We start from the raw sequence: 22,428 nt of genomic DNA on the forward strand, positions 1-22,428 counted from the left end.
GCCACGCAGGGCGTGGCACTACGCCACGGGCTGGGATGTAGGAAATTCCCTATACGCTGTCGCGGTTTCCGCCGCTATTGTGGGAGGATGATCCTCACGCCCGCGCCTGCGTGGCACACCATCCGGGAAGACACATGAAACGTAGGTTGCTTGACCCCATGCGGGTACGCGGAATACTGGCTTTCGCGCTGATGATGGCCGGCGTGGCAGGTGCACAGGATGCCCCCGCCGGCTTGCCGCCGCCGGGTACGATGAGCGCGCAGATGCCGGAAGGCGTCGAGATGTTCTTCAGCATGGCGGTCAGCGACGCCGACCAGCAGGTCAGCCAGAACATGGGCATGAGCGCGGCGGAGGCACGCATCCGTTCGCTCCAGGAATGCAACGGCAAGCACAAGGGCTGCGTCGAGCTGGTGACCTTCCCGCTGCGCAACCACTGCATGGGCATCGCCGTGGACAAGAAGGCCAAGCCGAACGTCCGCGCCCTGTTCGTCAACGTGGCGGAGAGTACCAAGACCAAGCCCGGCGAACTCGCGGCGAAGTCGCTGGAACAGTGCAAGGCGGGTGGTGGCGCAAAGTGCGAGTCGCAGAATGACTACTGCTTCTAACCTCGTCACCACGCTGCTGGCAACCGGCCTGCTGCTGGCGGCACCGGCCATGGCGCAGAACAGCGCCCAGGCCGAGCAGCAGCGACATGCGCAGGCCGTGCACAACTACGAAGGCTGGATGCGCAACCAGGCGGCGGGGGCCTACGTGAACCAGGCAGAGGCTGCAGCAGCCGCGCAGATCGCCGCCAACTTCCGCGCCGCCGAGAAGGCCAAGATCCGCAAGGATGCCATCCGTGACTGGTGGGGCGTGGTCGTGGTCAGCACCGACGACGGTTCCTGGAACGTCGTGCTCAACGAGCAGGACAAGGGCGAGGCCATGCTGGACGCCATGCGCCAGTGCAAAGGAACCTGTTCACCGGTGCTCACGTTCGCCAACGCGTGCATGGCGCCGGCCTACAGCCAGCAGGGCGGCATGTTCTGGGGCCAGGGTGAGAGCCGCGAGGCGGCGGGTGCCGCGGCGACGACCGCCTGCAGCGCGGCCGGGGGCGTACAGTGCCAGAGCCCGGCGCAGGAAGCCTTCTGCTCAGGCTGGAAGTACGCCTACCGTGCTGTCGACCGCTTCCTGCACCGCGCCGACCTGACCGCGCGTGGAGACGTGGCCACGGCAAAACTGATCCCGTTCCCCGGCGCACAGGAATATCTAGCCAAACCGCCCGCCAGGCGAGGCACCTCCACCGCGATGAAGGCAGTGAACACCGACATGCCAGCGGACCCCAACCGCTCCTACGCCGGGGTGATGACGGAGCGGCGCGCCGAAGGCATGACGCGCATGGCCCAACCCTGGACCGCCATTGCCACCGGCACCGGTGCGAACGCGTATGCGGTGCATTGGGGACTGAACCAGCAGGACGCCAGCGATACCGCCCTGAGCAAATGCGGCGGCGGCGACTGCAAGGTATTGGTAGCCGTTCCGCACGGCGAGTGCGCGGCCGCCATCCGCCTGCGCGGCGCGGACGGCCGCAGCATCAGCTTCGGTGGTCGCGGCAAGACCAAGGACGTGGCCGAAGAAGCAGCATTGACCGACTGCATCGGCGCCGGCGCCAAGGTCTGCCCGATCGTATTCAGCGAATGCATGAAGTGACGCGGTAAGCGTCACTGCGGGCGGTCAGTAGCCCGCCGTCAGAAGGACTTGAACTCGGACATACTGCAAGCCGTGTACGTCACCGTGCAGTCATTGCCCCGACCACCCGCACGACACTCCGACAGCGCCACTTCCTTTGCCTTATCGATTGTAGCCCCGCCCGCTATCGAGGACGTCAGTCCGGCAGGAATTCTGCCCCCGACCGGAACTGGGTCGGCCAGTGCGACACATTGATTGTGATACGCCATTCGCAATTCGCACCGAATTCCACCTTCCTTTCTACATTGCTCGGTCGCCAACTGCACAGCGGCACGCTTGGATTTCTGGGAAACCGAGGCACCAGTCGCCACAGGAATGTTTGGCCGGGGAGCCTGGTCTTCGACCAATGCACCCCACCTCGTCTCCCATTTTCCAGATGGCTTAGGAGCAACCGGCGCTCCCGAAGCCCCTCGCCCTGGTATCGGCGCGCAGCCTTGAGCGCCCTGCCCCCCGATTGGGTACATGCCCGGAGGACAGTTTCCCTCCGCCATTACCGACAAGGGGACAAGAAGAGCCAGCGCTGTGATCAACCGCTTTTTCATTGGAAATCTCCCAGATCCAGAAAGCTCCGAACAGATGCAACGTTATCGATCAGCATTTCCGAACTTTCCAGCCCCAACTGCAGCCGCATCTTGGTGACCGGCGGCCTGCGAAACAATGCGCGGAACAGTGCTCTGCATCTGCTGATTAGCCACTGGATTCCTGTTGTCTACCGTCTACTGCGGCACATAAGATCCTGGCGGCTGGCCCTGCGGGCCGCGCTGCGCGGCAGGGCTGCCGCCTATCTGGGAATATGCCATGAAGCTGCCGAGGGTGCCCTGGAAGAAGAACGCCGCCATTGGGGGCGCGGTCAGAATCAGGGTGGTGAGGATTTGGTAGCCGTTCCGCATGGCGAGTGCGCAGCCGCCATCCGCCTGCGCGGCGCGGACGGCCGCAGCATCAGCTTCAGTGGTCGCGGCAAGACCAAGGACGTGGCCGAAGAAGCAGCATTGACCGACTGCATCGGCGCCGGCGCCAAGGTCTGCCCGATCGTCTTCAGCGAATGCATGAAGTGACGCGCTAAGCGTCACTGCGGGCGGTCAAAAGCCCGCCGTCAGAAGGACTTGAACTCGGACATACTGCAAGCCGAGTAGGCAAGCGAGCATTGATCTGCACCACCTGTGGAGCAGCGCCGAATCGCTTCAGTCTTGGCTTGGCTCAGCGTCTCGGCTCTGTAGATCACGGACTTTCCGCCCTTACCGCCCCGACCGCGTGACTTTGGATCAGCAATGGCGACGCATTGGTTGTTATAGGTGAGAACAACCCGACAGGATTGGCCACCCAACTTTTCGCACTGCTGGAGTGCCGCTGACTGGGCTTCACGCTTTGATTGCTGCGACTCGGAGGCGCCGGTTGCGCCCGCGACACCTCGCTCATTGGCACTCACATCCTCGGCGATGGCACCCCACCTCGTCTCCCACTTTCCGGTGGGACGCGCGGCAGACGAAGATGCGCCAGGACTGCCCCCTGAGATGGGAGCGCACCCTTGGACACCTTGCCCACCTATAGGGTACTGGCCCGGCGGGCAGCCGCCCTCTGCAAAGGCCGCCAAAGGCATCAAGCAAACAAGGAAAACGAGCAATAGCCTCACGTCGACCCCTTCATTTTAATAGCTGTACACGGTCGTTCATCATCGTCACGGTCAAGCCGTGGGGGCGTTCCCATACTTTCCCGAGGTGTTGCCATTTCCAACGCTTTGACTCTGCGTACTCATCACCACGCGACCCTCGTTGAACTGCTGACCGCTGTTACCTGCGTCGCCCTGCGACGAGTTATGAGTCTGCTGCGGCACATAAGAGCCCGGCGGTTGTCCCTGCGGGCCCGGCTGCGCTGCAGGGCTGCCGCCTATCTGGGAATATGCCATGAAGCTGCCCAGGGTGCCTTGGAAGAAGAACGCGGCCATTGGGGGCGCAGTCAGAATCAGGGTGGTGAGGATCAGGCCCATGCCGCCCTGCTGCATGGCCTGGCTGGTGAGGCCATCGCTGGACGCGCCGTCGAGCAGGAACCGGTCGAACGCGGCGCGTGCCCAGAACGCGACGGACACGCGGATCACCATGTCCAGTGCGATCGACACCATTGCCGCCAGCACCGCCATCGAGAACATGGTGCCCAAGCCGTACAGCAGCCATTTCTGGAACAGCGCCTTGGTCTGGTCGAACAGCAGGCAGAGGATGAACAACGGTCCGAAGCCCACGAACAGCGCCAGCGCGATCTGGTAAAGCAGCAGCATCGAACCGGCAACTACCGCGGGCCCGCCCGTGCCCATGCCGATGAACAGCTGCGCCTGGGTCTTTTCACTGCTGATGCTGGGGTCGTCGATGACCTTGATCGCATCCACGCTCGACAACGCCACCTGCATCCAGCCCAGTGCTTCGTCGATCTGCTCCTCCGGCGACTTGTCCTTGCCGGTTACCACCGCCGAGATCACGCCCTTGACGTCGTCGACCAGGAAGTCCTGGATGTTGGTGCCGAAGATCGCCATGCTGGTCGCCACGCTCACGATCAGCGCGGCACGTGCCATGTTGGTCACCAGCGCCATCATCGAGTCGCGGCTCTGTCCGGTGACGATGCGATACCCCTGGATCAACACCCACAGGGTCATCAGCACCAGGGCGATGCCACCGACCCAGGTCATCATGTGGTTCAACAGGTCCAGGCCGAACTTGTTGATCCGGTCGGACAGGTAATCCAGGATCAGGCGGAAGAAGACGAAGTCGCCGACCGAGATACGCGACGCGTACCCAAGCAGGTCCTGCAGGCCTCCCGGGAGGTCAAAGTGTCCGATCGATGCGAGCTTCATTTCCATGGTCCTTTGGGATTCCTACCTGCGACGCGGCCGGGGCCAACGGCCCCTGCCACCCGCTCCTTTCAATCGACGCTGAGAGCGCCCTTCAGCACGGCGGTCTGCACGATGTCACCGAGCAGCTTGTTCTTGGGGTTACCCTTCAGCGCCGTCCGCGCGAGGGCATTCTGGTTCGCTTCCATCGTGGTGATGTAGGCGTCGTACGACTGCATACGGGTCGCCCACTGCTGCGCCATCGTATTGAGCTGGTTGCTCAACCGGGCGCTGTCGCTGTCCGCCGACTGCACGCCGCCAACTTTGCTGGTGGCCTTGCGCGCAAGGAAGTTCTCCAGCATCGCCTCCTGCGCCTGCTTGATGGTCTTGTCGAGGAAATCCACCGAGTCGTTGAACTTGCGGTTCTGCATCATGCGGATGTTCACGCAGATCTGCTGCTGCTGCGACTTGATGTCGCCCGACTCGATGCCCGCCAGGCTCATCGCCGTGCGCAGGTTGAACCCCATGGCTTCCTGCCCGCAGGTTTCGGCCACCAGGTACTTGGGATCCACCTTCTTCAGCGGCTCGCCCATGGGCAGGTCGATGACGAAGTTCACCGCCGCCATGATGGCGCGGACATCGTCGATCTGCTGCTTGATCTCGTTCCAGCGCAGGGCTTCCTTGCCATACTCGATGGTGTCATCGATCCAGCCCTTCAGGTCCTGGAAGATCGCGGTGACGTCGATCACCGGGTACCCGCCGGCCTGGGCGCTGGGCGCCCCCACGAGCAGCGAACCTGCCAGGATTGCGGCGGCGATGCGCCGATGCCGGGGTCGTTTGGCCATGCGGCCAGCGTTGAGAGGGGTCTTCATCGCAGTCTCCAATATCGTGTGGGCCATCGGGCCGTCGCCTTGCGTCATGCCGCGTCCGGGCTGGCCGCCGTCGGCTTGCCCGATCCCTTGCGTTGCTTGTAGAACTCTTCCAGCCACTGCTCCGGGGTGAGCTCGCTGACCGGAACCCTCGCCCGTATCGCTGCGGTCTGCAGCACCTTGTGCATCACGTCGATGTTGTCGGTGGACGCCGAAATCACCGACAGGATGTTGTCCATCCCGCGCAGGTTGAGCTGGCACACGCTGGAGGCATGCCCCTGCTTGACCAGGAAGCAGCGCGAGCGCTCGTCCAGGGCGGTGACCACGCGGAACTCCGCCTCGGTCAGCTTCAAGCCGTCCATGTAGTCGGTCTTGCTGGCGTTGGGGTTCGGTAGCAGGATCAGCGTCGCGGTCTGCTCGATCAGCGCCGCGGAGATGTCGCTCTTCAGCGCATCCTCCGGACTCTGGGTCGCGAAGATGCCCAGGCCATTCTGCTTACGGATGGTCTTCTGCTTGTTCTTGGCGAATTCCTTCAGACCGCCCTCGCCGTCCAGGATCTTCCAGAACTCGTCCATCACATAGATCAGCGGACGACCGTCGATCAGCGATTCCAGGCGGTGCAGCAGGTAGTTGATCACCGGCACGCGTACTTCGGGGTTGTCGATGATGTCGGTGTAGTCGAAGCCGATGATGTTGGCCTTGCTCAGGTCCACCGTATCGACCGGGTTGTCGAACACCCAGCCCAGCGAGTTGCCCTGCGTCCAGCGGCGCATCCGCGCGTAAAGGCCATCGTCGCCCATGTTGGGCAGGCTCTTCTGGAAATTGGTCATGTTGCGCAGGTGCATCGGCGTGTCCAGCATGCTCTCCACTGCGCGGTAGATGTCCTCTTCCTCGCGGGCGCTGTAGTCCTTCTTGCCGGCCAGTACCTTGATCAGGTCGGCCAGGAACTGGACGTTGGACTCGCTGTTCTCGCACTGGAAGGGGTTGAAGCCGGTCGCCGCCCCGTTCTCCAGTGCCAGGTAGTTGCCGCCGCAGGCGCGGACGAAGATCTCCGCGCCACGATCCTTGTCGAAGAAGAAGATGGTGGGCGACGGATCGTACTTCTGCACCTGGCTGAGCAGGAAGTTGATCAGCGCGGTCTTGCCGGTACCGGACTTGCCGATGACCATCGTATTGGCGATGGCCTTCTCACCCAGGGAGTTCTCCGACGGATGGGTGGCGTGGAAGTTGAAGTAATACGGCTGGCCGTTGGTGGTCTGCAGGGTGGTGACGCACTCGCCCCACGGATTGTTGTTCTGCTTGCCGGTGGCGAAGTTGTGCAGCGGCGACAGGCCGAGGAAGTTCAGCGAACTCAGGTTGGCCAACCGGGTGCGGTAGCGCCAGTTGCCCGGCAGCTGCGCATAGAACGACGAGGTCACGGCGAGGTCTTCCTTGACCGACACGAAGCCGGCGTTGGACAACTCGGCGCGGGTGGTGGCGACGTTCTGGGACAGCTTGGCCTGGCTGTCGGCGTACACCGCCAGCGTGTAGTGGTATTCGCCGAGCACGAAATTGCCCGACGACAGCTGGTCCATGGCCTGGTCCAGCTCGATGATCTGGCTGACTGCCTTGTCGCCGGACGAGATCATCATGCCCTTGGTCCGGTCCAGGACCTTGAGCGCATCCTGCCGCCCCATCGGGCTGAAGGAATGGGTGACCACGTATTCGAAGTCCAGGTACTTCAGCCCGTTGAGGATGCCCGGGTAAGTGCCTTCGGCGAATTCCTTGATGTTGAGGATGGCGCCGAAGTGGTTCACGCCATTTGGGGTGGCGATCACGAAGTCGCCGGTCTTTGCCGAGAACAGGTGCTTGCTGACCGGCAGGTAGTCCTTGACCGGCGCGGGCAGTACCGGAACCGGCTCGTCGATGCGGTTGATCAGGTAGCCGAAGAACTCCAGCGTTTCGGAGAACACGATACCGTTCTTCGCTTCATACATGCCCAGCCGGTACGGTGCGTAGTCGCGGATCACCGCTTCGACGTTGTTGGCCAGCTCCAGCAGTTTTTCGACCGCCTGGTTCTGTTCCGCCTGCAGCTTGGTCACATTGGCGGACCGCTCCACGAACCGCTTCCCCGCCACCACCGGGCGATAGATCATGGTCAGGTACAGCTCGTTCTGCATGATGCGCTGCGAAGACAGCATGCCCATGTACTGGTCGGAGACGTCCTGGTTGAACTTCTGCCGGAATGAACTCCGGCCCTTGAGGGTGCGGCGGCGGCGGATGTCATGGGCCCAGAACGCCACGTTGACGAAGTCCGGCGCGCGCAGGGTCTGCAGCAGGCGGTTGAAGGTGTTGTGCTTGTGCTCGAGCTCCCAGTCTTCGCGGCCGACGAAGGGCAACCCTTCCAGGTGCCAGGTCAGCAGGTAGTCGCCGCCGGTGGTCTTCACGACGTTGGCGGCCACGTGCGACGACAGCGGGATGAACTCGGCAATGGACGTGTCTGGGCTGAACATGCTGCGCCTTCGTATGGGGTTCCGGAAGGTCCGCGCAGCTGCCTGCGCGGACCCGGTGGCACTCAATCCCTGGGTGCCGGTTTGCTGCGGTAATGGTTGGGGGTGAAAACCCACATGCCATCGTTGGCCTGGATATTGCGCGCCTTCAGTTTGAACTGGAGGCGCAGGCCCATGAGCCTGAAGATCATCTCGTCGCGCTTGGCCATCTGCCGCATCACGAAAATGGCCACCGGGATGCTCGCCAGGTACCAGAAGTTCGTGTAGACGCTGAGCAGGAACAGCCCACCGACGACGAAGAAGAACGGCACGTAGGGAACGCCCAGGAACATCGCCGGGCGCGTACAGCCGCGGAAGACGACGTTCTTATGCACCGTAGTAGGTCGCGGCCTGTTCCAGCAGGAAGGCGGCCGGCTTGGCGCAGGACGAATTGCCGGAGCTGTCGCCCAGCAGCATGCTCGCGATCTGGCCGGCCGCGCCGATCAGCAGGCCACCGATCAGGATCGGGGCGACATCGCCAATGCGCTTGTGCGCGAAGGCGATCTGGTAACCGGCGAAGATGACCGCGATGGTCACCACGGCGATCGAGGCGATGCTGAGCAGGCCATTGATGCTGTCGAAGAAGCCGCAGACCTTGACGTCGGTCCCGCCGAATTCCTGTGCGAATGCCTGAGGGGCGGCCAGTGCGCCAACGAAGGCGACGGCCATCAGGAGGGTCTTCAGCGTGCGCTGCGCGGTGACGAGGTCGGGGGTGGATCGCTTCATGGTGGATATCCTTGTTGATGGGCTTGCATTGTTGAATTGGCCAATCGGGGGCCTGGCCACGCCATGCCTTCGTCAGAACACGAAGGCCGCATCCCCTGCGGGAATCGGTTGTACCGGCGGCGGCGCCACCGGTGCGGAATACGTTGCGGGTTCCACCGGCAGCGCTGCCGGTGCATTGCGTTCGCTCCAGGGCCTCAGCCGGACCGGGGCTTCCGCCCCGCCGGGCGCGGCCGCTACCGGTGGCGCAGGCAGCGGCTGGGGCGGCGGCATGGCGTTGTCGACCGCACCCAGTACCACGCGCGACAGCGCCTGGTCCGCCAGGTTGACCAGGCTGCCGCGCGCCATGGCCGAGGTCGAGGGATAGACCACGTAGGCACGGGCCGGATCTTCGGGAACCCCGGGGGCCATCTGCGAGGGCGCGGTCTGGGCCACGATGCGGCCCTGCATCCCGACCGCTGTCTGCGGGTGGTGCTCCACCTTCACCGTGCGCCGCGTGCCGCGGTCGATCACGTTGATGGGCGCCACGCTGCCGTTGGCCGCCACGCGCTGGCCCTTCTGGATCGAGTCGTAGATCTTCTGCACGTAGCCGTGCCGGAAGCCGGTGGTGAAGTTGCCCGAGTAGTAGCAGCTGAACGACTTGCCCCAGTCGCCGCCGGAGCGCTGGTAGCACTCGGCCAGGATGCGCGAGCCGGCGACCAGGTTGTCGCACTGGCGGAACGCCTTTTCGTACGAATCCAGCCCGTACTTGGGCAGGTTGTAACGGTTGACCTGGGCCAGCCCCACGGAGAAGTTGTAGCCCTTCTCTTCCAACATGCGAACGGTGGCGAGCGCCTCATCCAGCTGCTTCGGCTGGCGCGCGAGCGCCCCGCCGACCACGCCGATGGCGTAGGGGTTGCGCGACGACTCCACGTTGATCACGTGCTGCATGACGTCCATGGGCACGGCCATTTCCGGGCACGCAAGCATTTCCAGTCCTGGCAACATGTCAGCCCTCCTGTCCCTGGGTACGCCCGGGGTTGAAATCGATCCCGGTGATGTAGCGCGCGCCGGCGTGCGCCTTGATGTGCACCACGATGTCGATGGTCATCATCAGCAGCCGTTTGATGACCGCGAACTCCAGCCCCGACCCTTCCGCCGACGCCTTCACCATCAGCGCCAGCTGGTCCCAGGTCTGCTCGGGGCTGCCGGCGTGGCAGCTCGTGATCGAGCCCGGGTGGCCGGAGGCGCAGTTGCGGATGAAGTAGAACGCCTCATCGCCACGCAGCTCGGCCAGGATGATCCGCTCCGGCTTCATGCGTAGGCAGGCTTCCATGCAGGTCTTGGCGGTGACGTTGCTGGTGCTCTGCCCGCCCTTGGAGTACAGCAGGTGCACGACGTTGGGCTGGGTGATGAACAGCTCGCGCGCGTCTTCGATGGTAACCAGCCGCTCGTCGTCCGGAATATGGTTGACCAGCGCCTTCATGAAGGTGGTCTTGCCGCTGCCGGTGGCGCCGGACACCACGATGTTCTTGCGGTACTTCACCGCGCGCCGGAAGAACTCGGCGTAGTCGCGCGAGCTGCGCAGTTCCAGCAGTTCCCGGTCCTGCTCGCTCAGGCTGCCGTCCTGCTCCAGGATCTGGTTGAAGAAGCCATCTTCCTGGTACTGCCCGAGCGTCTTGGTGTGCTTGGACGGCAGGCGGATGGTGATCGACACCTTGCCCGCATCGCAGGCCGGCGGAATCACGAACTGGGCGCGCTGCCCCGTCGGGAAGGTCAGCGACACCACCGGGTCGGCATCGGTGATGCGCTGGCCGGTGTTGCTTTCATTCACCACGGCGGTGCAGAACTGGCGGGCACGCTCGAAGGTGAGCCCGGGAACTTCCACCCGCTGCCAACCTGCCCGGGTCTCCAGGTACAACTCGCCCGGACGGTTGATGCAGATCTCCGTCACTTCGGGCGAGCGCATGTACTCGGCGATGCCCAGCACTTCGTACTGATAGTGCAGAAAATCGCTTGAGACCAGGGCAAGAGGGGCCACTTCGGCATCCATGATCAGGTCAGTCCGTCAACGGCGTCCAAGCACATCGGTGAAGTCGACATCCTTGGCGACATAGACGTTGATGCGCGTGCCCTGGTTGATGGTCACGGTCGGCGGGCGACGCTGGCTCAGCGCTTCGCCGGCCAGCCGCTCCATCTGGCGTGCGGTGGCACTCTCGTAGGGCGACTGCACGGCCAGGCCGCTGCCGGTAATGGTGGTGGTTTCCGGGCCGTTTTCGGCGGCGGCGTACTTGAAGGCATCAGCGATCAGGCTGATCATCAGCGCGGACGCGATCCGGCTGCCCCAGTGCGCGCTGTACTGGCCGGGCATGCCCGCGCCGCCCAGGCCGTCGATGCCCGGGCTGGACATGGCCACGTCGATACCGTTGGGCGTGGTGATGCGGTCCCAGATCACCTCCACGCGCTCGCCGACCGGGCCACCGCCGTAGGAACCGTAGATCTTCGACCCCTTCGGCAACAGCAGGGTGCGGCCGTTGATGGAGTACACCGGCTCGGTCAGCAGGCACGAGGTGTAGCCCGCGAAGTCGGTGATGATGCGGGTTTCCAGGATGCAGCGCAGGTAGGTGCCGCGCACCAGCAGCGCATCCGGCGAGCGGATGAAGGCCGCGCTGGACACGTCGTCGACGTCCGGTCCGCGCCGCACGCGCTGCGGGCCAGCGGGCGGGGTGCCATTCTGGGCCTGGATCGCCGCGAGCATCGCCTTGGTGTAATCGTCGCTCGCGCTCTGCGCGCGTTCGACCTCGCTCACCGTGCCGTTGCCGGCGCCGATGCGGCGGTCGAGCAGCGTCGGGCCGCGATCAAGGTCACGCTCGGGCAGGTCGCTGGCAAAGCCGCGACGACTGCTGCGCGACAGTTCCTCCTCCGGCAGCGGCGGCAGCATCGGAATCGGCTCGGCGGCTTCGGCCGGCGGCAGCGGTGCGCTGGGCGCCAGCCGCGGCAGCTCCGGCGCGGCCGCACGCGTGGTTTCTGGCGCGCGCCGGACCGGCTCGTCGGTGCTGGCCTTGCGGAACAGGAGGAAACCCATCGCGATCAGCAGGACCACGATGCCGCCCAGGAAGGCCAGCGCCTTGCGGTTCAGCCGCTGCTCTTCGGCAGACCGCAGCTGCGGCGCGCCGGCGTCCAGGTCCGGGGTCGCCGTGGCGTGTGCATTGCCGAAATAGGGGTTGGACGGATCCGCGCCATGGCGTTCATCGCGGGGGTCGTTCGGGTCGTTCGGGCCGTTGCCGGGAGTGGTGTGCTGGCTCATTTCTTGACGTTCCTTCGCAGGCCCACCACGTTGTCACCGTGACGGACGACCAGATACGGGTAGGTCCCATGGACGATCAGGGTGTTGCCCTCCACCGTCGTATTGACCACGTACTCCTCGCCGTACTCTTCATCGCGGCCGAACACGGCCGGGAAGATGCCGGTCTTGAATTCGGGCGAGCTGGGCAGCTTGACGTAGGTGAAGCGGCTGTCGTCGTACACGTTGACCGGGATCAACCAGCCCATCTTCTTGGCGCGCCGGGTGGAATACGAATAGTCGAAGTTGTACTGGCGGTCCTTGGCCAGTTCGGTGCTCAGCAGCGGCTTGGCCTCCTCCTCGACCGCTTCCTGGGCGATGCCGAACTCGGTATCGCTCGGGTAGGTGAAGGCGATCTTGTACTGCACGCCGGCGCGACGCGCCTGCTCGAGCTCACGCCAGTCGGTCGCCACCACCTTCAACTCGAAGATGTAGGAGTGGGTCTCGGTGCGCACCATCATGTTGGTGTCCACGTCGACGTTCTTCGGCTTGAGATAGAACACGTTTTCACGGCGCGTGAGTTCCCAGCCGGTACTGAAACCGGTGCTGTAGTCCAGGATCTTCTCGTTCGGACTCAGCTCGATCTGGGTGGTCAGGCCCAGGCCGGTACGCACCGGGTAGATGCGGTCCTGCTCGTACTGGTAATGGTCCACGGCCTGCGCCGACACGGCGGTGGAAAACATCATGGACAGCATCGACGCGACCGCCAATACGCTCCCCTTTACCTTGCGACTACTCATCGGTTGCTCGCTCCATCAGCACGTCCGGTGGAAATTCCCTGTGCCGGCGTCGGTGCCGGCGGTCCCTGCATCTGCTGCCCCTGCACCGGGTGCGGCCCCGGCACTGCCTGCTGCGACGGGTAGGTCTGCGCGGGCGCGGGCGCCTGCCCCGGATACCCCGGCGCCTGACCCGGCTGCGCCTGCGGATAGCCTGGCGGCGCAGCCACCGGCTGGCCAGTGACCGGGTCGATCGCGGCAGCGGCGGCGGCGGCTTGGCTGGCCTCCCAGGCGGCCTGCTGCGACTGTTCGGCCTGCTGCTGGAGTGCCGCGTCATCCGGACCCGGCACGCCGCGCGCGTAGTCGTTGTCCACCCGGTACTCGAAGACTTCCATGCCGAGCGGATTGAGGATGCGTTCCTGTTCGTTCAACGCCAGGTTGTTGTCATAGCGGAAGCGCAGGGTCACCAGCTGGTTGTCCAGGTAATTGGTACTGGCCTTGACCTTGTCGTAGATGCTGCGCTGGATGCGCACCGACGCCCCGCGGAAGCCGCCATTCGGCTGCGCTTCCAGCGGCGTGATGCTCAGGATCTTGATCCGGATCGCCCGGTCCTTTCCGTACAGCGTGATCGGGCTCTGCGGATTGTTGTTGGCGTAGCGCGCACGGATGGCATCGCTGACCGGCCTGCTCGACATGACGTGCACCAGCTGCCAGTCGCGCAGGCCCATCACCGCGAAGTCGTAGGACTCGCGCGCCATGACGTACTGAGCCACGTTGCTGCGGTTGATCGCATCGCTGGCGGTGATGGCCTGGCCTTCGAAGCTCCCGGTCAACCGTGCCACCGTGGCCGTACCGGTGTAGGCGTCGGCCATGACCAGGAACGGCACCTTCTCCTTCAACGGCAGCATGTAGTAATAGCCACCGGCCAGTGCCAGCGACATCACCAGCGACGAGCCGGCCACCCACCAGGCGCGGCGCTCGCTGCGGCGCGCGAGATCGGCGACGGTCAACTCATAGCTGACGGCCTTGGCAATGGCCTGATCGACCTTGGGGCTGGTGCCTGCGTCCTTCTTTCGAAACATGGAATTCTTCCGTACTGCTCGAACATCCTGGAAACGTCACCCTTGCGGGCATGCGCTGCGTGGAACGGTGTCAGCTTCCGCCGGCGGCGTCGGCGCCGGCTGCCGCAGCAGTGGACGCTGCCGCATGCTGCACGACGATCTGATTGCCGACGATGGACACCAGCACGCCCTGCCCCGCGTACGCGGCGCTGACGTCGACCACCGCCTGCTGCGGATTGGTGGTGCCGATCGTGGAGACCGCGCCATACAGCGTGTAGTCGGAGCTGAGACGGTAGTCCAGCGTCATCCCCGAGTCCTTCGCCCACCGCTCAAGCATGGTCTTCAGCGTGCCGTCCATCGGCGAGGCCTGATACACGTAGCTGGTGTAGAGCGGGATTTCCATCGTGGTGCTGGCGAAGCGGTTCACCGGCTTCCAGCGCCCCCCGAAATCCGGGGCGGGCTTGGTGGCGCAACCTGCGAGCATCAGCATCGCGGCTGCGGCGGCAACGCTGATGGACCCCTTGGACAGTAACGCTTGCTTCATACGGAACTTCCCTATGGCGTACGGAATAGCGGCTTGATCTGAAAAAACGGAAATACGAGGCCGCATCGCGGCCTGCAAGGGCGCGACGAGGGTGCATCGGATGTAAGGTCAAACACTTTTCGCGCGTGAAACCGGGACCCCGCCCGCCTGGTGTGCAATCGCCCCGAACGCCTGTCCGGTCCCTGCGCCGCACGACCAACCCGCGAAAAGCCATCCATGAATTTCTATTGCGTCAGTACACCTGGAACAGCACTGCTGATAACGATGTTTTCATGACGCATGGAACGTCCATCACAAATACGATGCCACACCTTCGCGTCAATTCAACGTCAAATGCGACAAATTTTTAACCTTCACCGCAAAATTTATTGACGTGCGTCACAGGCGTTCAGCTATGCAGCGCTCAAAGCGCCAGCATGGGAACGTCGGTCTTCGGCAGCAGGCGTGATGTGAAGTAACGGTCCTTGTAATACTTGATCTTGTCGCACTTCACCGGGTGCGGAATTCCTTCGTAGAGGAACACCTCGTGGTCGTTGCCCATGGCCTTCAGCTCCTGCGGCAACATCAGTGCGCGGCGCTCCTCGGTGAAGGTATGGGTCTTCTCACGCGCGTGGGTGACGTTTTTCCTGCGCACGGTGGTGTAGCCCAGCATCTCCGAATAGTCGTTGGCGTCCTGCTGCTCGCGCGGCGCATACAGGATCTGCAGCGCATGGTTGGTGATGATGGTGCGCGACACGTCCCTGCCGTAGGTGGCGTCGAGCTGCGCCATGCTCTGGATGATCGGCAGCAGGCGCACGTTGTAACCGGCCATGTAGGACACCGCCGAAGCGATGATGTCGACCTTCCCGATCGCGGTGAATTCGTCCATCAACAGCAGGCACTGGTACTTCAGGTCCGGATTGGACTTGGGTAGTTCCTTGGTGTTGAGGTTGATGATCTGGCTGAAGAACAGGTTGATGATCAGGCGGCTCTCGGCCAGCTTGTTGGGCTGGATGCCGATGTAGATGGTCATCTTCTTCCGGCGCAGGTCGGTGAGCAGGAAGTCGTTGTCGCTGGTGGCCTTGTCCAGCACCGGGTTGATCCAGGCGTTCAACGGCTCCTTGAAGGTGCCCATGATCGACGCGAAGGTCTCATCGGCCTGCGACAGCAGGTTGGCGAACGCGGCACGGGCGTTGCCGCTGAGGAAGGTCTTTTCCGAGAGGGATTTCAGGTATTTCCGCAGATCGCTGCCGTCGCCGGTGGACAGCCGGAACACCCCGCCGAGGGTTGGCGCACCGTTGGTAGCGGGGAAGCCCTGGCGACGTTCATCGTCGCGGTTCTCGAACAGATACAGGGTGAACGCCATGAACGCGTTGCGCGCCTGGCTGATCCAGAATTTCTGGTCGTCCGCGCCATCCGGATACAGCATGGCCGCGATGCTCATCAGCTCCGAGACACGGAATGCCGGGTCATCGGACACGTAACTGAGTGGATTCCAGCGGTGGCTGCGGCGGTCTTCGGCAAACGGGTTGAACAGGAACACCTCGTGCCCTTGGCTGGCGCGCCAGCCACTGGTGAGGTCGAAGTTCTCCTGCTTGATGTCCAGCACCACCACCGATTCGCCGTACTCCAGCAGGTTGGGAATGACCACGCCGACACCCTTGCCCGAACGCGTGGGTGCGGCGAGGATCACGAATTGCTGGCCACTCAGGCGCACCAGCTTGCCGCCAAAGCTGCCGACCACGATGCCGTTGTCGGACTTCTTGAACAGGCCATGCTTGGCCAGATCGGCGGCGCCGGCGAAGCGCGCGTCCCCATGCAGCGACTTCTTCTTCGGCTTGACCAGGAAGAACAGCGCGACCAGCCACGCCAGCGCCGGCAGCCCGAAGCCGAGCACGCCGGCGACCTTGATCCGGGTCAGGTACGGCGCGACCGCAGGCTGGTCCATGGCTTGGACGTACTGCTGATAGATGTTCCACTTGAACAGGCTGGTATCCAGGCCGAGCAGCACCAGCGTCAGGTATCCAGACAGGCAGTAGCCGACAAGCGCGGTCAAGAGCACTGCAACAGCAACGACGACAATCTTCTGCGTGGACAAACGTGATCCTCCATGACGCGCTTTCAAAGCGCTTCTAGCGTGTCCCGCACCTGCCCCGTCACCGGACACGCTGTTCGTTCTGCACCTCATGACACGTCGGAAACGTTCGGAGCACACTTCCGGACCACTGTCATTGACGCGCATCCTAATGCACGTTTGCAGCGCTGCCAATCAGAAAAAACCGATAATACGCCTGTAAATACGGGTGTATTCGCGTCAATGATGCGCACAGCGGGACAATGGAACAAGATCGTGTCCAACGCAGACGCCTACGCACGCAAGACGACGCTGCATTCTTCACATCGCGCTGCTTGACGATGCTTTAGATGCGCGCGTGCGGGACAAATCCAATGATCAAAAGTGTGCACTTCATCACTTTAATTAAGGAATGTGCAGAGCGATTTCACGCGCATGAAACATGACCGCTTGAGGGAGTGCAGCGGCTCACACTTTTCCACGCGTGAAGGCCACGTGAAAATTTCTCGGCCGCCGCACCGCGCCGCGCCCCTCGATCCACAGCATTCCAATAGCGCCCCCTGCCCCAGGCGGGCGCATGCTGCGCTGCAGCAGTACAATAGCGGGCCACGTTTCCGCACCCTGCCCATGAGCCCCACCCACCTTCCCCTGGCCGCGCGGCTGACTCCTCGCCAGCGCACGCTGATCATCCTTGCCCTGTCGCTGGGCGGCTTTGCCATTGGCACCAGTGAATTCGCCAGCATGGGCCTGATGCTGGAGATCAGCCGTGGGCTCTCGATCAGCGAAACCCAGGTCGGCCACCTGATCAGCGCCTATGCGGTCGGCGTGGTGGTCGGCGCACCCGTGCTGGCCTTTGCCGGCGCCGGTTACGCACGCCGCACCCTGCTGCTGGCGCTGATGGGCTTCTATGCCGTTGGCAACCTGGCCAGCGCGCTGGCGCCGGACTACGCGACCATGCTGGTCGCCCGTTTCGTGGCGGGGCTGCCGCATGGCGCCTACTTCGGCGTGGCCATGCTGGTGGCGGCCGCCATCAGCCCGCCGGCCCAGCGCGGCGCGGCGGTATCCAAGGTGCTGCTGGGCCTGTCGATCGCCATCCTGGTCGGCAATCCGCTCACCACCTGGCTTGGCCAGCAGCTGAGCTGGCGCACGGCCTTCGCCCTGGTCAGCGTGCTGGCCATCGCCACCGTGGCGATGATCGCGCGCTTCCTGCTGCCGGATCCGGACGAGGTGCGCACCTCACCGATGCGCGAGCTGCGCGCGTTCAACAAGCCGCAGGTCTGGCTGGCGCTGGCGATCGGCTCGGTCGGCTTTGCCGGCATGTTCTGTGTGTTCACCTATCTGGCACCGACGCTGGTGCAGGTGACCGGGCTGGCCGAATCGTGGATGCCGGTCGCGGTGGGCATCTTCGGCATCGGCGCGATCATCGGCAACGTCGCGGGCGGCTGGCTGGTGGATCGGTTCCAGTTCCGCGCTGCCGCCATCGTGCTGGTCTGGTCGATCCTCGTATTGGTGGCCTACCCGTTGGCAGCGCATTCGGTGTGGACGATCTTCCCGATGATCATCGCCGTGGGCACGATGGGCGCATTGGCCGCAGTACTGCAGACCCGCCTGATGGACGTGGCCGGGGAAGCGCAGACGCTGGCGGCGGCCTCCAACCACGCTGCCTTCAACACCGCCAACGCCCTCGGCCCATGGTTCGGCGGCATGGCTATCGGCGCCGGCTTCAGCCCGGCGGTGACCGGCTACGTCGGCGCGGCCACGGCCGTCGGCGGCCTGCTGCTATGGGGCGTGGCGGTGCTGGTGGAGCGGCAGTCGCGCAGCGCCGCCGCGGTAGCCTGCGAACGCTGAGCGGACGCGCGCCTGCTGCAATGAACGAACCCCGCTGCGGCGGGGTTTTTTTTCGCGGTTTTTCCTATCATGGCGCTCCCCGCTTCGCCGGTCCGGCTCCGCGCCGACGACCGCCCGCTTTTCCTGGATGTACTGATGACGCAGCACTGGTCCCCTTCGCCCTGGGGGCGCCGCCTCGCACGCTCGCCGGACTGGCAGCTGCGCCGGGTCGGCGACCGCTTCGAGCTGACAGCGGACACGCAGGTCTACTCGCTGGATGTCGCCGCGACCACGGCCTGGCGCGTCCAACGCGGACCGGTATGGGCCACGCTGTGCATCGCCACCGAGGACGGCGACCTGCAACTGGGCGGCCTGCCGACGGCGCAGGCCAAGGAGCTGCAGCAGTTGTGGCAGGCCGGCGTCGATACGCGGCAGCAGGACCAGCGGCTGGGCGATGCGAATGCCGCGCTCGCCGATATCCGCCAGTGGTTGGACGAGGTCGATGGGGTACTTGGGCGCGCCGATGCGGACCGACGCTGGCTCACCTTCGAGCAGCAGCATGCGCTGCTGGCGTGCCGGCCGCTACCGGCCCTGGGCGAGGATGGGTTGTGGGCGATCTTCGACGACCCTGCGCTGCGCCCGTACCTGCAGGGCGCGCCGGCCGCGATCGAGGACGATCTGCTGCGCTGGTCGGGGGACTGGACTGCACACTGGGCGTCACGCAACGAGGCCCAGCTGGCCGATGCGCACAGTGCGGCCGCCGGCCTGCTGGCGCAGGTGGAACGCCAGCCGCTGAGCGCGGAACAGGCGCGGGCGGTGCTGTGCTTCGACAGCCGGATGCTGGTGGTGGCCGCCGCGGGTTCCGGCAAGACCTCGACCATGGTGGCCAAGGCCGCTTACGCGGTGCAATGCGGGCTGATGGCGCCGGACCAGATCGTGATGCTGGCATTCAACAAGGAAGCCGCCAGCGAACTGCAGCAACGTACCGATGCCGCCTTCGAGCGCCTGGGGCTGGCGGTTGGCGAGGTCACCGCCTGCACCTTCCATGCGCTGGGTCGGCAGATCATCGGCAGCGTCACCGGGCGCATGCCCGAGGTGCCCGCCTGGGCGGTGGATGCCACGAAGGGCTTCGATCACCTGGCCGACATCATCGACCGCCTCAAGGACCGCTCGCTGCACTTCCGCACGCAGTGGGACATGTTCCGGCTGGTGTTCGCACGCGACCTGCCGCCGCAGGGGCACGTCGCCCCGGCCGATGGCTGGGACAGCGACGGCACCCGCTACATGCGCACCCTGCGCGGTGAGCGGGTGGACAGCATCGAAACGTGCGTGATCGCCGACTGGCTGTTCTACAACGGGGTGGACTACACCTACGACGCGCTGCCGAAGCTGGATACGGTCACGGACCGCTGGCAACCAGGTTCGGCGGCGTTCTTCTACCCCGGTACGTCGCTGTATCACGTGCACGGCGATGGGGAAGGCCGCGACGCGGCAGGCCTGCGTACCACCGGCGCGCAGCTGCGCAGTGGTGCGCTGTTCGACACATTGGCCGAGGCGCTGGGCGCACAGGGAAGGTCGCTGGACCCGAATCCGGATCGCGAGTTGCCCGCCGAAGGCGCCCGGCCGATGCCGGACAGCGACATGATCGGCCTGCTGCGCACCTTCATCAGCCACGCCAAAAGCAATGGCCTGGACGGACCCGGGCTGGCCGAGCGCCTGCGCCGCCTGCCCGAAGACCGCTTCAAACACCGCTACCGGTTGTTCCTGGAACTGGCCACGCCGATCCTGCACGCCTGGGATGATGCGCTGGCTGCAGCGGGCGGCATCGATTTCGAGGACATGCTCAACCAGGCTGCTGCTTACCTCGAACAGGGCCGCTACCAGGCGCCGTACCTGATGGTCATGGCCGACGAGTTCCAGGACGCCTCGCGCGCCCGCGCGCGGCTGTGCCGGGCCCTGGTGCAGGCGCCGGGACGCCACCTGTTCGCGGTGGGCGACGACTGGCAGTCGATCAACCGGTTCGCCGGCGCGGACGTGAGCGTCATGACCGGGTTCGCCGACACCTTCGGGCCGTCGCAGGTGCTGCACCTGTCGCAGACCTTCCGCTGCCCGCAGGCGCTGTGCGATGCCTCCAGCCACTTCATCGCAAAGAATCCGGCACAGATCGCCAAGCAGGTGCGCTCGACCGCGCCCGCGCAGGGTCCGGCGCTGCAGGCGTTCCAGGTAGCCTCGCGCGAGCGGCTGCAGGATGCGATCTACCAGTACCTGCAACGGCTGCAAGAGCAACTGCGAAGCGGGGCCATCGCACCCGGACGCAATGGGCGGCTCTCCGTGTTCATCCTGGGCCGCTACAACGCCGAGCGCAGCTACCTGCCCGCGCATTGGGCGCAACGGTTCGGCGCGCAGCTGGAGCTGGGTTTCCTTACCGCGCACCGCGCCAAGGGGGCCGAGGCCGATATCGTGATCCTGCCGGCGATGCTGGAGCGCAGCTTCCCCAGCGCCCGTGCCGACGACCCGGTGCTGGGACTGGCCATGCCGCACGCCGACAGCTTCCCGCTGGGCGAAGAGCGCCGCCTGTTCTACGTGGCCCTGACCCGCGCGCGACGCTCGGTGGCGATGTTCACCGTGCAGGGCAAGCGCTCGCCGTTCCTCGACGAGCTGGTGCACGACGGCGCCGTGGAGATCACCACGAGCAGCGGCGAGCCGATCCATGAGCAGGCCTGCCCGGTCTGCGACGGCGGGGTGATCGTGCAGCGTACCGGGCCCTACGGGGAGTTCGCATCTTGTTCGAGCTACCCGCGCTGCCAGTACAAGCCGCGGCAGACGGCGGCGGCATTACCCCGGTAGAGCCACGCCTTGCGTGGCTGGCGCATCAATCAATCAATCCAGCAGGCCCAACAACGATCGGTGCACCGCGACGCCAACCAACGCCCCCTCGCCCACCGCCAGCGCGATGCTGCCGGCCATGCGCCCGGCGTCGCCGCAGGTGAACACCCCGGGCACCGTGGTCTGCTTGGCGGAATCGGCGGTGATGCAACCTGCGTCCATCAGCTCGCAGCCGAGCTGCTGGGCCAGATCACAGGACAAGGTGGAGGTCGGCAGCAGGAACAGCGCATCGAGCACCACGCGTCGGTCGTCGGCCAGCACTACTGTGGCCGTGTCTTCGACACGCTGGACGCGAGTCGATTCGATCACCACACCGCATGCATCCAGTCGCTCGCGCTTTTCCGGCTCGATGCTGGCCGGATCCGGGCAGAACAGGGTGATCTTTCCCCAGTCGCACAGCAGCAACGCCTGCCCTACGCCACCATCCTTGGCACAGCCGAGCACGCCGATGTTGCCTTCGTACAACTCATAGCCGTGGCAGTATGGGCAGTGATACACGCTGCGCCCCCATCGTTCCGTCAGGCCGTCGATGGGAGGCAATGCATCCGTCACGCCATAGGCCAGCACCAGCCGATCGGCAGCGATCGTGCGGCCGTCGTCGCAGTCCACCTCGAAGGAGACACCCTCCTCCACCACGCGAGCCCGGGACGCCCGGCCCTCAATCCAGGTCACGGTCGGATAGCTGAGCAGTTCGGTGCGCGCCTGTGCGGCGATTTCCGCAGGATGCATGCCTTCCCGGCCAATGAAGCCGTGAGCTTCAAGGGAATTCCGGTTTCGCGGCAGGCCGCTGTCGATCACCAGCACGCTGCGCCGGGCCCGTACCAGCTGCAGCGCAGCGGACATGCCGGCATAGCTGCCGCCCACGATGATGACGTCGAAATGGTCGTGCGCTGTGCGGCTCATGCGCGTTTGAAACCTTGGCAGGGGGATTTCGCCAGCATACGGTCGTGTCGTGAAGCAGTACTCACGTGGTCGAGGCCCGGTTCAAGCGGCCCTGTTGCACCGTGTACATGAACGGACGGAAAGCGTGCGTTCCGCGTGAGGCAGTAGTTCACCACTTCGCCACTGCCGCCCACGCAGGATGGTTTCACCCACAACGGGTTCAACCACGAGGTATTTGGACATGGACAAGAATCGTACTGAAGGCGCGAAGAACCAGGTCAAGGGCACCGTGAAGGAAGTTGCTGGCAAAGTGACCGGCGACAAGTCGCAGGAGCTGGAAGGCAAGGTGCAGAAGGAAGTAGGCAAGGTTCAGAGCGATGTTGGCAAGGCCAAGGACAACGCGCGTCATTGATTCCGCGCCAGCTGCTCCCGGGCAATGGCTCGGGAGCGGTGGCTTCACGTCGGCGAAATGCTTCA

The 22,428-nt window shown here is 64.6% G+C and carries 19 protein-coding genes; 6 read left to right on the forward strand and 13 right to left on the reverse strand.

The features are described from left to right. Positions 1–134 precede the first annotated feature (134 nt). The 3 genes from RWO33_RS04790 to RWO33_RS04800 all read left to right on the forward strand — a co-directional run bounded on the left by RWO33_RS04790 (position 135) and on the right by RWO33_RS04800 (position 2,780). Positions 135–605: a DUF4189 domain-containing protein gene (locus tag RWO33_RS04790; protein ID WP_145481724.1), complete on the forward strand. Its 471-nt coding sequence runs from the start codon at positions 135–137 to the stop codon at positions 603–605. After that, a complete protein-coding gene (locus RWO33_RS04795) occupies positions 589–1,686 on the forward strand; it encodes a DUF4189 domain-containing protein (protein WP_314102639.1) in 1,098 nt (365 codons plus the stop codon). Before RWO33_RS04790 ends, RWO33_RS04795 begins: the two co-directional genes overlap by 17 nt. Positions 1,687–2,360: 674 nt before the next feature. Beyond that, positions 2,361–2,780, forward strand: coding sequence for a hypothetical protein (locus RWO33_RS04800; protein WP_314102641.1), 420 nt, complete (start codon positions 2,361–2,363; stop codon positions 2,778–2,780). 626 nt (positions 2,781–3,406) lie between these two features. Here the strand turns inward: RWO33_RS04800 and RWO33_RS04805 are convergent. The 12 genes from RWO33_RS04805 to RWO33_RS04860 form a co-directional block, all read right to left on the reverse strand. After that, positions 3,407–4,564: a type IV secretion system protein gene (locus RWO33_RS04805; protein ID WP_314102643.1), complete on the reverse strand. Its 1,158-nt coding sequence runs from the start codon at positions 4,562–4,564 to the stop codon at positions 3,407–3,409. A 68-nt stretch (positions 4,565–4,632) separates the two neighbouring features. Then, positions 4,633–5,412: a hypothetical protein gene (locus RWO33_RS04810; RefSeq protein ID WP_314102645.1), complete on the reverse strand. Its 780-nt coding sequence runs from the start codon at positions 5,410–5,412 to the stop codon at positions 4,633–4,635. A gap of 44 nt (positions 5,413–5,456) precedes the next feature. Next, the gene (locus RWO33_RS04815; protein WP_314102647.1) at positions 5,457–7,901 is read right to left on the reverse strand and encodes a VirB4 family type IV secretion/conjugal transfer ATPase; all 2,445 of its coding nucleotides are present in this window, start codon (positions 7,899–7,901) and stop codon (positions 5,457–5,459) included. Positions 7,902–7,963: 62 nt separating this feature from the next. Beyond that, the gene (locus RWO33_RS04820; RefSeq protein WP_314102649.1) at positions 7,964–8,272 is read right to left on the reverse strand and encodes a VirB3 family type IV secretion system protein; all 309 of its coding nucleotides are present in this window, start codon (positions 8,270–8,272) and stop codon (positions 7,964–7,966) included. After that, positions 8,265–8,663 (reverse strand): TrbC/VirB2 family protein, encoded by a 399-nt coding sequence (locus tag RWO33_RS04825; RefSeq protein ID WP_314102651.1) that lies wholly within the window; start codon positions 8,661–8,663, stop codon positions 8,265–8,267. Before RWO33_RS04825 ends, RWO33_RS04820 begins: the two co-directional genes overlap by 8 nt. A 72-nt stretch (positions 8,664–8,735) precedes the next feature. After that, the gene (locus RWO33_RS04830) at positions 8,736–9,647 is read right to left on the reverse strand and encodes a lytic transglycosylase domain-containing protein (RefSeq protein ID WP_145481717.1); all 912 of its coding nucleotides are present in this window, start codon (positions 9,645–9,647) and stop codon (positions 8,736–8,738) included. 1 nt (position 9,648) lies between these two features. After that, complete coding sequence (gene virB11, locus RWO33_RS04835; RefSeq protein WP_314102653.1) at positions 9,649–10,692, reverse strand: P-type DNA transfer ATPase VirB11; 1,044 nt, start codon at positions 10,690–10,692, stop codon at positions 9,649–9,651. Positions 10,693–10,707: 15 nt separating this feature from the next. Continuing rightward, a complete protein-coding gene (locus tag RWO33_RS04840; protein WP_314102654.1) occupies positions 10,708–11,946 on the reverse strand; it encodes a TrbI/VirB10 family protein in 1,239 nt (412 codons plus the stop codon). Next, the gene (locus RWO33_RS04845) at positions 11,943–12,722 is read right to left on the reverse strand and encodes a TrbG/VirB9 family P-type conjugative transfer protein (protein WP_314102655.1); all 780 of its coding nucleotides are present in this window, start codon (positions 12,720–12,722) and stop codon (positions 11,943–11,945) included. The genes RWO33_RS04840 and RWO33_RS04845 overlap by 4 nt, the downstream gene beginning before the upstream one ends. Next, on the reverse strand, positions 12,719–13,780 hold the full coding sequence (locus RWO33_RS04850; RefSeq protein WP_314102657.1) for a VirB8/TrbF family protein: 1,062 nt from the start codon (positions 13,778–13,780) through the stop codon (positions 12,719–12,721). The genes RWO33_RS04845 and RWO33_RS04850 overlap by 4 nt, the downstream gene beginning before the upstream one ends. 70 nt (positions 13,781–13,850) lie before the next feature. Beyond that, positions 13,851–14,303 (reverse strand): hypothetical protein, encoded by a 453-nt coding sequence (locus tag RWO33_RS04855; protein ID WP_314102659.1) that lies wholly within the window; start codon positions 14,301–14,303, stop codon positions 13,851–13,853. 403 nt (positions 14,304–14,706) lie between these two features. Further along, positions 14,707–16,380, reverse strand: coding sequence for a type IV secretory system conjugative DNA transfer family protein (locus RWO33_RS04860; RefSeq protein WP_314102661.1), 1,674 nt, complete (start codon positions 16,378–16,380; stop codon positions 14,707–14,709). A 603-nt stretch (positions 16,381–16,983) separates the two neighbouring features. On the opposite strand from RWO33_RS04860, the gene RWO33_RS04865 reads away from it, so the two are divergent. Both RWO33_RS04865 and RWO33_RS04870 read left to right on the forward strand, forming a co-directional pair. Beyond that, complete coding sequence (locus RWO33_RS04865; RefSeq protein ID WP_314102663.1) at positions 16,984–18,204, forward strand: MFS transporter; 1,221 nt, start codon at positions 16,984–16,986, stop codon at positions 18,202–18,204. A gap of 135 nt (positions 18,205–18,339) precedes the next feature. Beyond that, positions 18,340–21,030 carry a UvrD-helicase domain-containing protein gene (locus RWO33_RS04870; RefSeq protein WP_314102664.1) on the forward strand — a complete coding sequence of 897 codons (2,691 nt, stop codon included), beginning with the start codon at positions 18,340–18,342 and terminating at the stop codon, positions 21,028–21,030. A 33-nt stretch (positions 21,031–21,063) separates the two neighbouring features. Here RWO33_RS04870 and RWO33_RS04875 read toward each other — a convergent pair whose 3' ends face one another. Continuing rightward, positions 21,064–21,972, reverse strand: a complete 909-nt coding sequence (locus RWO33_RS04875) for an NAD(P)/FAD-dependent oxidoreductase (RefSeq protein ID WP_314102666.1) — start codon at positions 21,970–21,972, stop codon at positions 21,064–21,066. A 220-nt stretch (positions 21,973–22,192) separates the two neighbouring features. Between RWO33_RS04875 and RWO33_RS04880 the strand changes: the two genes are divergently transcribed. Continuing rightward, positions 22,193–22,363 (forward strand): CsbD family protein, encoded by a 171-nt coding sequence (locus RWO33_RS04880; protein WP_145481708.1) that lies wholly within the window; start codon positions 22,193–22,195, stop codon positions 22,361–22,363. Positions 22,364–22,428 lie beyond the last annotated feature (65 nt).

Origin of the sequence: uncultured Stenotrophomonas sp., from assembly GCF_963519925.1 — a bacterium.
In the GTDB taxonomy this organism is placed as follows: Bacteria; Pseudomonadota; Gammaproteobacteria; order Xanthomonadales; family Xanthomonadaceae; genus Stenotrophomonas; species Stenotrophomonas maltophilia_AE.

Bases quoted from the DNA above. Each gene is read 5' to 3' on its own strand.
- RWO33_RS04825 (WP_314102651.1), bottom strand. From the start codon at position 8,663: ATGAAGCGATCCACCCCCGACCTCGTCACCGCGCAGCGCACGCTGAAG.
- RWO33_RS04870 (WP_314102664.1), top strand. From the start codon at position 18,340: ATGACGCAGCACTGGTCCCCTTCGCCCTGGGGGCGCCGCCTCGCACGC.
- virB11 (WP_314102653.1), bottom strand. From the start codon at position 10,692: ATGGATGCCGAAGTGGCCCCTCTTGCCCTGGTCTCAAGCGATTTTCTG.
- RWO33_RS04805 (WP_314102643.1), bottom strand. From the start codon at position 4,564: ATGAAGCTCGCATCGATCGGACACTTTGACCTCCCGGGAGGCCTGCAG.
- RWO33_RS04865 (WP_314102663.1), top strand. From the start codon at position 16,984: ATGAGCCCCACCCACCTTCCCCTGGCCGCGCGGCTGACTCCTCGCCAG.
- RWO33_RS04795 (WP_314102639.1), top strand. From the start codon at position 589: ATGACTACTGCTTCTAACCTCGTCACCACGCTGCTGGCAACCGGCCTG.
- RWO33_RS04855 (WP_314102659.1), bottom strand. From the start codon at position 14,303: ATGAAGCAAGCGTTACTGTCCAAGGGGTCCATCAGCGTTGCCGCCGCA.
- RWO33_RS04830 (WP_145481717.1), bottom strand. From the start codon at position 9,647: ATGTTGCCAGGACTGGAAATGCTTGCGTGCCCGGAAATGGCCGTGCCC.
- RWO33_RS04880 (WP_145481708.1), top strand. From the start codon at position 22,193: ATGGACAAGAATCGTACTGAAGGCGCGAAGAACCAGGTCAAGGGCACC.
- RWO33_RS04845 (WP_314102655.1), bottom strand. From the start codon at position 12,722: ATGAGTAGTCGCAAGGTAAAGGGGAGCGTATTGGCGGTCGCGTCGATG.
- RWO33_RS04815 (WP_314102647.1), bottom strand. From the start codon at position 7,901: ATGTTCAGCCCAGACACGTCCATTGCCGAGTTCATCCCGCTGTCGTCG.
- RWO33_RS04850 (WP_314102657.1), bottom strand. From the start codon at position 13,780: ATGTTTCGAAAGAAGGACGCAGGCACCAGCCCCAAGGTCGATCAGGCC.
- RWO33_RS04810 (WP_314102645.1), bottom strand. From the start codon at position 5,412: ATGAAGACCCCTCTCAACGCTGGCCGCATGGCCAAACGACCCCGGCAT.
- RWO33_RS04790 (WP_145481724.1), top strand. From the start codon at position 135: ATGAAACGTAGGTTGCTTGACCCCATGCGGGTACGCGGAATACTGGCT.
- RWO33_RS04875 (WP_314102666.1), bottom strand. From the start codon at position 21,972: ATGAGCCGCACAGCGCACGACCATTTCGACGTCATCATCGTGGGCGGC.
- RWO33_RS04840 (WP_314102654.1), bottom strand. From the start codon at position 11,946: ATGAGCCAGCACACCACTCCCGGCAACGGCCCGAACGACCCGAACGAC.